A 1,191-nucleotide genomic window follows, 5' to 3' on the forward strand; every position below is an offset into this window, starting at 1 on the left:
ATCTTTTCCCTGTCGGCGAATATTTCTATCGTATCTGTTTCTGAGACAAAATCAAACAAGATATTTTTACTTTTAGCCTGATGGCTGAAACACAAAAAAACCTCTTTACATAGGTTTACAATATTTAGCCTAACGATTTTAAGACTATCAGAATCACTCTCAGCTTTTCTGAATAATAATAACTGATCAACCAAGCTTAACAACCGGCGTGCATTACGAAAAACAATACTCAGATTAGTTGTTTCGGTCTCTCTTTCTCCGGGGTTAAATAATAATTCCTTAACGGGATTTATAATTAAAGTAAGCGGTGTCCGAAACTCATGAGAAATATTAGTAAAAAAAGATAATTTTCGTTCATTAAGTTCCTTTTCCTTTTCAGCAGATATCTGTGCTATTTTTACTTCGTACTTTAACTTAGCCTCATTACTACGATAACTCAAATAATAATAAATCAGCGTTACCATTATTGAAAAATAGCTTAAATAGGCCCACCATGCTTTATACCAGGGGGGCAAAATTCTTATTTTAAACGTAGCATAATTCGCAAACCAAATACCATCCTGATTTGCTGCTTTAACTTTAAATACGTAATCACCTGCAGGAAGATACCGATATGTAACTGATCTTTGATTTTTTACATAATTCCAATTTTTATCTAATCCTACCAGTTTATAGGCAAATTCACTTTTTTCGGCATAAGCATAATTTAAAGCTACGTATTGTATAGAGAAAACCGATTGGCTGGGGCTTAAAGTAATTTGAGTTGATTCATTGATAGCCGCACTTAATATACTGTCTTTTTGTCCAACTTCAACCTCTTTGCCAAATAGTTGAAGGCCGGTGATTAAAACTTTTGGCTTAAACAGGTTTTGTTCAACTTCCTTAGGATAAAAAACATTATACCCCTCAGTTCCGCCAAAAACTATAAATTTTCCGGGCGTACAATACATAGATGAGCCTGGGTTAAACTGTCCCGCTTGTAATCCATCCGAACCATCGTAATTAATAATTTTGTTTGTTTGTACATCAATCCGCGATAAACCTTTATTAGTACTTATCCAGATATCGCCGGTCTCATCTTTTTGTRTGGCATTTACAGTATTATCCGCTAATCCATCTTTTTCTGTATATCGTTTAAATTTTTTGTTTTTTATGTCATATAAAACGAGGCCATCTCCTTCGGTACCTATA

At 33.9% G+C, this 1,191-nt stretch carries 1 protein-coding gene; it reads right to left on the reverse strand.

Annotation, left to right across the window (positions count from 1 at the left end; translation table 11 throughout):
• Positions 1 to 1,191: triple tyrosine motif-containing protein (locus AC1DPZ_RS27630; RefSeq protein WP_477409558.1), on the reverse strand; the 1,191-nt coding region annotated here is incomplete at both ends.

It is taken from the genome of Mucilaginibacter sp. P4_G9 (assembly GCF_056400985.1).